6 protein-coding genes are annotated in these 6879 nt (G+C 70.3%); 2 read left to right on the top strand and 4 right to left on the bottom strand.

The window, feature by feature from the left end:
• Positions 1 to 61 precede the first annotated feature (61 nt).
• The 3 genes from ACIY1X_RS23235 to ACIY1X_RS23225 all read right to left on the bottom strand — a co-directional run bounded on the left by ACIY1X_RS23235 (position 62) and on the right by ACIY1X_RS23225 (position 3213).
• Positions 62 to 1144 (bottom strand): AI-2E family transporter, encoded by a 1083-nt coding sequence (locus tag ACIY1X_RS23235; RefSeq protein ID WP_399685213.1) that lies wholly within the window; start codon positions 1142 to 1144, stop codon positions 62 to 64.
• A gap of 79 nt (positions 1145 to 1223) precedes the next feature.
• Positions 1224 to 1919, bottom strand: a complete 696-nt coding sequence (locus ACIY1X_RS23230) for a GntR family transcriptional regulator (protein ID WP_399685212.1) — start codon at positions 1917 to 1919, stop codon at positions 1224 to 1226.
• Positions 1920 to 1923: 4 nt separating this feature from the next.
• The gene (locus ACIY1X_RS23225) at positions 1924 to 3213 is read right to left on the bottom strand and encodes a C4-dicarboxylate transporter DctA (RefSeq protein WP_399685209.1); all 1290 of its coding nucleotides are present in this window, start codon (positions 3211 to 3213) and stop codon (positions 1924 to 1926) included.
• A 198-nt stretch (positions 3214 to 3411) separates the two neighbouring features.
• Here ACIY1X_RS23225 and ACIY1X_RS23220 point away from each other — a divergent pair, with 198 nt between their 5' ends.
• A complete protein-coding gene (locus ACIY1X_RS23220) occupies positions 3412 to 4269 on the top strand; it encodes an aldo/keto reductase (protein ID WP_399685206.1) in 858 nt (285 codons plus the stop codon).
• 6 nt (positions 4270 to 4275) lie between these two features.
• On the opposite strand, the gene ACIY1X_RS23215 is transcribed toward ACIY1X_RS23220, so the two are convergent.
• Positions 4276 to 5772, bottom strand: a complete 1497-nt coding sequence (locus ACIY1X_RS23215) for a nucleobase:cation symporter-2 family protein (RefSeq protein ID WP_399685205.1) — start codon at positions 5770 to 5772, stop codon at positions 4276 to 4278.
• A 133-nt stretch (positions 5773 to 5905) separates the two neighbouring features.
• Here ACIY1X_RS23215 and ACIY1X_RS23210 point away from each other — a divergent pair, with 133 nt between their 5' ends.
• On the top strand, positions 5906 to 6799 hold the full coding sequence (locus ACIY1X_RS23210) for a LysR family transcriptional regulator (RefSeq protein ID WP_399685203.1): 894 nt from the start codon (positions 5906 to 5908) through the stop codon (positions 6797 to 6799).
• Positions 6800 to 6879 lie beyond the last annotated feature (80 nt).

The following is a 6879-nucleotide window of genomic DNA, read 5'->3' as shown; positions in this document are numbered from 1 at the left end:
CTGCCTGGCCGCAAGTCTGGCTTGGCTGACAGATTGAATGTCGATTCAGCCTAGGCCAGCATCACTGCGCGGGCGGGAAGGGCGGGGCGTTGCCGTCTTCCTCGTTGGACTCGGCGAACAGGCTCCAGACGGCCATGAACAGCGCCGCGATCACCGGGCCGATGACGAAGCCGTTGATGCCGAAGATCGCCATGCCGCCGATGGTGGAGATCAGCACGATGTAGTCGGGCATCTGCGTGTCCTTGCCCACCAGCAGCGGACGCAGCAGGTTGTCCACCAGGCCGATCACGAACACGCCGACGAAGATCAGCACCAGGCCCTTGAAGATGGCCCCGGTCGCCAGGAACCAGATCGCCACCGGCGCCCAGATCAGCGCCGCGCCCACGGCAGGCAGCAGCGAGAGGAAGGCCATCACCACGCCCCACAGCAGCGCGCCCTGCACCCCCAGCAGCGCGAAGGCCACGCCGCCCAGCAGGCCCTGCGCCGCCGCCACCGCGATGTTGCCCTTGATGGTGGCGCGGATCACGGTGGTGAACTTGTTGAGCAGGTAGTGCGTGTGCGGGCGCGCCAGCGGCAGCGCCTGGCGGATGGTCTTGGACAGGTCCGCGCCGTCGCGCATCAGGAAGAACAGCAGGTAGAGCATCACGAAGAAGCCCACGATGAAGTCGAGCGTGTTCTGCCCGATCGACAGCGCCTGCTGCCCGATGGCCTGGCTGGCCTGGGCCGCCACGGCCGAGAGCTTGGACAGCATCGCCTCCATGTTGCTCAGGCCGAAGCGGTCGAGCAGGTTGGCGAGCCATTGCGGCAGCGCCGCCACCACCTGCTGGACGTAGCCGGCGAAGTTGAGCTGGCCCGAGCGCACGCGCTGGGCGACCTCGGCCACGTCCTGCACCAGCGAGGTGGCGATGACGACCAGCGGCAGGATCACGATCACCAGCACGATGGCCAGCGTGGCCAGCGCGGCGGGCGTGCGGCGCTTGCCCATCCGGGCCAGCAGCCGGCGGTACAGCGGCGTGAACAGGATCGCCAGCGCCATGCTCCAGAACACCGCCCCGAAGAACGGCAGCAGGATCCAGCCGAAGGCAGCCGTGACGGCGAAGAGCAGGGCGAGGAAGACCCCGCGCTGGAGTTGGGGCGAATTCATGGTGGCGCCGACTGTAGCCGAGCCGCCGCGCGGGCCGGGGGATGCGCGGCGCGTGTCGGTGTCGGCCGACGCCGCGCGCTCAGGCCACGCGCGCGGGCAACTGCACCGGCGCCAGGCTGGCGCGCAGGCCCTGCACCGCGTCGGCCGTCGGCAGTTCGGTCTGCAGCGCCTGCTCCACGTGGCCGATGTGGTCGAGCATCAGTGCGCGCGCGCCGTCCGGGTCGCCGCGCTCCAGGGCGGCGACGATGGCCGCGTGCTCCTCGCAGGACTGGCCGGCCTCGTGGCGCGACTGGTAGAGCGTGGCCGCCAGCGTGGTGCGGGCGGTCAGGTCGCGCAGCACGCCGCACAGCAGGCGGTGGCCCATCTGCTCGGCCAGGCAGACGTGGAAGTCCGCCAGCAGGAAGGCGCGCGTGGCGGCATCGGCGCCGCGCACCGCACGGCGCTCCTCCTCGATGTGCTCGCGCAGGCGGCGGATCACCTGCGACAGCGGCCGGCCGCTGTCGGCCAGGATGCCGGCCTCGACGATGCGGCGGGCCGAGAAGGCGTCGCGGGCCTCCTCCGCCGAGGGCTGCACGACGAACCAGCCGCGCTTGGGCTGCACCTCGACGAAGCCGCGCGCCTGAAGCTGCATCAGCGCCTCGCGCACCATGGTGCGGCTCACGCCGAACAGGTCCGCCAGCGCCTGCTCGCCCAGCCGCTCGCCGGGCGCGAGCTTCTGGGCGAGGATGGATTCGACGACGCGTTCGGCGATCGAGGTGGGGCTGATGTCGGACATGTCCTCAGTGTGCCGCAGCCGCGCCCTCCGGCGCCGGCAATTCCATCTCCGGCGCTTCCTCCAGCGGGGGCAGGCGGCCGTCCAGCGCGGCGTGTGCCTGCTCGCGGTCGATGTCGCCCTCCCAAGCGGCGATCGCCACGGTGGCCACGCAGTTGCCGACCAGGTTGCCCAGGGCGCGGGCGATGCCCATGAACCAGTCGACCGAGAGCACCAGCACCAGGCCGATGGCGGGGATGGCAGGGATGGCGTGCAGCGTGGCCGCCAGCACCACGATGGCCGAGCCCGGCACGCCGTGCGCGCCCTTGGAGGTGACCAGCGCGATGGCCAGGATGGTCAGCAGGTCGGCCATCGACACCGGCGTGTTGGTGGCCTGCGCGATGAACACCGCCGCCAGCGTGATGTAGATGGAAAAGGCGTCGAGGTTGAAGGAGTAGCCGGTGGGGATCACCAGGCCGACCGTCGAATCGCGCACGCCCATGCGGCGCAGCTTGGCCATCACCTGCGGCAGCACGCTGTCGGAGGAGGTGGTGGCGAAGACGATCATCAGCTCCTCGCGCAGGTAGCGCAGCAGCTTCCACAGCGAGAAGCCCGAGATGCGCATCACCAGCCCCAGCACCACGAACACGAAGACCAGCACCGCCACGTAGAACAGCGCCACCAGCATGCCGAGCTGCTTGAGCGAGCCCACGCCGTACTTGCCGACGGTGAAGGCGATGGCGCCGAGCACGCCCAGCGGCGCCAGCTTGATCAGGATGCCCATGATCTTGAACATCACCAGCGAGGTGGCGTCCACCACCACCGCCACCGGCCGGCCGCGCTCGCCCAGCAGCGTGAGCGCGCAGCCGAACAGCACCGCGAACAGCAGCACCTGCAGCACGTCGCCGGTGGCGAAGGCGTTGATCACCGTGGTGGGGATCAGCTTCATCAGGAAGTCGACCGTGCCGCCGCTGGTGAGCTTGTCGGCGTTGGAGGCGTAGGCGTTCATGGCCGAGGCGTCCAGCGTATTGGGGTCGACGTTCATGCCCACGCCCGGCTGGAACCACCAGCCCAGCAGCAGGCCCAGCGTCAGCGCGATGGTGGTCAGCACCTCGAAGTAGATCAGCGCCTTGACGCCGACCCGGCCGACCCGGCGCAGGTCGCCGGCGCCGGCGATGCCGTGCACCACCACGCAGAAGACCAGCACCGGGATGATCATCTTGATGAGCTTGATGAAGCCGTCGCCCAGCGGCTTGAGCTGGATGGCGAAGTCGGGCGCGGCGAGGCCGAGGACCACGCCGATGACGAGCGCGATCACGACCTAGCCGAACAGGGATCTGGCGAAGCGGAGCATGGTGGGCGTTCTCCTGGAAAGTTGCATGCAAGATGAAATCAAACTTGCATGCAAGAAATGTAGGCAAGACATGGCCTTTGTTGTTCAGGGGTATTCCCTAGCCTCGGGGCGGCGCCCGGCGGGCGCGTACCCTTGCAGCCCCATCAGCCTGGAGATGCCGCCATGCGCATGCTCGACCTGCCCGGCCCGGCGGCCGGTGTGCTTCCCGCCCTCGGCCTGGGCACTTGGCGGCTGGGCGAGTCGCCGGCGCGGCGCGTCGCCGAGGTGGCGGCCGTGCGCGATGCGTTGGCGATGGGCTGGCGCCTGCTCGACACCGCCGAAATGTACGGCGAGGGCGGCGCCGAGGAGGTGGTCGGCCATGCGCTGGCCGAGGCGCTGCGCGCGGGCGAGGTGCGGCGCGAGGACATCGTCGTCGTCAGCAAGGTCTACCCGCACAACGCCGGCCGCCGTGGCGTTCCGGCCGCCTGCGAGCGCAGCCTGAGGCGGCTGGGCCTGGAGCGCATCGACCTGTACCTGCTGCACTGGCGCGGCAGCGTGCCGCTGGCCGAGACGGTCGAGGCCATGCAGTCGCTGCAGGCGGCGGGCCGCATCGGCCGCTGGGGCGTGAGCAACTTCGACGTCGACGACCTGGAGGAGCTGGTGGCCGCCGGCGGTGCGGACTGCGCCGCCAACCAGGTCTGGTACTCGCTCGGCGAACAGGGCCCCGGGCACAGCCTGCTGCCCTGGATGCGCGCGCAGGGCATGCCGCTGATGGCCTACAGCCCGATCGACCAGGGCAGCCTGGCGGCGGGGGGCGAACTGGCGGAACTGGCCCGCGGGCTGGGCACGACCCCGGCGCAGCTCGCGCTGGCCTGGCTGCTGGACCAGCCGGGCGTCGCCGCGATCCCCAAGGCCGCGAGCACGGCGCACCTGCGGGAGAACCTGGCCGCGGCCGGGCTGCAGCTGGACGCGGCAACGCGGGCCGCACTGGCCCGCGTGTTCCCGCCGCCGGCGCGCAAGACGCCGCTGGCGATGATCTGAAGGCGGCTAGTGTGCCTCCGCCTGCTTGGCCGCAGCGATGGCGGCGGCGGCGTCGAACTTCGTGCCGTTGAGGAACATGTTCAGCAGCACGGCGGTGATCGAGGTCAGCAGGATGCCGGACTCGATCAGCGAGTGGATGCCGTGCGGCATCCACTGCTTGAAGTTGGGCGCCAGGAGCGGGATCATGCCCACGCCGATGGACACCGCCACGATCATCGCGTTGTGGCGGTTGTGCTTGAAGTCCACGTTGCCCAGGATGCGGATGCCCGTGGCCAGGACCATGCCGAACATCACGATGCCGGCGCCGCCGAGCACCACCGTGGGCAGCGACTCCACCAGCGCGCCCATCTTGGGCAGCAGGCCCAGCACGATGAGGATGACGCCGCCGGCCACGCACACGAAGCGGCTCTTCACGCCCGTGACGGCCACCAGCCCGACGTTCTGCGAGAAGCTGGTGTAGGGGAAGGTGTTGAAGATGCCGCCGATGAGCGTGCCCAGGCCGTCGGTGCGCAGGCCGCGCGCGAGGTCCTTCTGGTCGACCTTGCGGTCGGTCATCTCGCCCAGCGCCAGGAACATGCCGGTGGACTCGATCATCACCACGATCATCACCAGCGTCATGGTCAGGATCAGGAAGGGGTCGAACTTCGGCATGCCGAAGTGGAAGGGCAGCACGATGTCCAGCCAGGGCGCCTTGCCCACCTTCTCGAAGGTCATCAGGCCCATGCCGGCGGCGACGACGGCGCCGATGACGATGCCCAGCAGCACCGAGATGTTGGCGATGAAGCCCTTGGCGAACTTCACGATCAGCAGGATCGACACCAGCACCAGGCCCGAGATGGCCACGCCCGAGAGGTCGGCGTACTTGGGGTTGGGCACCGTGGGCATCAGGGCCAGGCCCTTGGGCACAGGCGGCAGCGAGGAGCCCGGCGAGGTCACCTCGGCCAGCCACTTCTGGTAGATCGGATCGACCACGGCCGGCGCGGTGGGGCCCACCGGGTTGCCGAAGATCCAGTTGATGCCCACGCGCATCAGCGTGATGCCGATGACCGCGATGATCGTGCCCGTGACCACCGGCGGGAAGTAGCGCAGCATGCGGCTGACCATCGGCGCGATGATGATCGAGATGACCCCGGCGCCGATGATGGAGCCGAACAGCAGTTGCGCGCCCACCTGCCCCGGGTTGGCGTTGGCGATGGCCACCATCGGCGCCACCGAGGCGAAGGTCACGCCCATCATCACCGGCAGCTTGATGCCGAACCACTGCGTGGCGCCCAGCGCCTGGATCAGCGTGGCGATGCCGCAGCAGAACAGGTCGGCGCTGATGAGCAGCGCCACCTCGTCCGGACTGAGCTTGAGGGCGCGGCCGACGATCAGCGGCACGGCTACCGCGCCGGCGTACATCACCAGCACGTGCTGCAGCCCGAGGGCGGTGACCTTGCCGAGCGGCAGGCGCTGGTCGACCGGGTGAACGCCTGCGGCGGGCGTGGTGGCGATGCTTGTCATCCGAGTTGTCTCCTGCTGTGGCGCACCGGCCTGGTCCGAGGCGCGCCGCAAGAATAGGGGGCGCCATCGGATCGAAAAAGTCGCACAATCCAATAAATCAATCGCCAATGCCGATCAAAAGGGGCGTTTTCCCTTGAGCATCAAGTCCTCTCTGCCCGAACTCAGGGTTTTCCTGATGCTGGCCGAAAGCGGGCATTTCACCCGGGCGGCCGAGCGGCTGGGGATGTCGCAGTCCTCCCTCAGCGCGGCGCTGGGCAAGCTGGAGCGGCTGCTGGGCACGCGCCTGTTCGATCGCCACACCCGCGCCTGCCGCCTCACCGACGCCGGCATGGCCCTGCTGCCCACCGCCCAGCGCCTGGTGGCCGACTGGGACCGGCTGGTCGCCGACGCCAAGGACTTCACCCGCTTTGCCCGCGGCCGCATCGCGGTGGCGGCGCCCAACGCGCAGTGCGCGCTGCTGCTGCCGCCGGTGATCCGGCGCTTCCAGGCGCAGTACCCGGGGGTGCGCGTGGTGCTGCACGACGTGCCGGAGCACGAGGTGCACTCGCTGGTGCGCAGCGGCGCGGCGGACCTGGGCGTCGCCACCCAGACCGACGTGCGCACCGACCTGGTGGCCACGCCGCTGCACGTCGACGAGTTCGTCGCCGCGATGGCGCCCGACCACCCGCTGGCCGGGCGCCGCAGCCTGGAGTGGGCGCAGCTGGCGCGCCACCCGGTGATCGGCTACCTGCCCGGCAACCCGGTGCGCCGGCTGCTGGAGGAGAAGCTGGCCGAGCGCGGCATCGTGCTGGACTGCCCCTTCGAGATCGCGCTGCCCTGGACCATGATGGGCCTGGCGCGCGAGGGGCTGGGCGTGGCGGTGGTGACGATGGCGCTGCGGCCGCTGGCGCTGTGGCACGGGCTGGAGGTGCGCAGCGTCGGCCGCCCGCAGGTCGCGCGCACCATGACGCTGCTGCGCGCGCCGGGCAACTCGCTCTCGCCGGTGGTGGCGGCCTTCCGCGACGCGATGGTGGCCGCGGCCGCCTGAGCGTCCGCTTCAACCCGCCGCGGCCAGCGCCCGCAGCGCCTCGGCGGTGGCGGCATCGGCGGGGAAGAAGGACTCCACCG

The sequence above is a fragment of the Xenophilus sp. genome (genome assembly GCF_044462705.1).
GTDB lineage: Bacteria > Pseudomonadota > Gammaproteobacteria > Burkholderiales > Burkholderiaceae_C > Xenophilus > Xenophilus azovorans.
The sequence above is the reverse complement of the archived record's forward strand: the minus strand, read 5'-3'. Positions and strand labels throughout refer to the sequence as shown.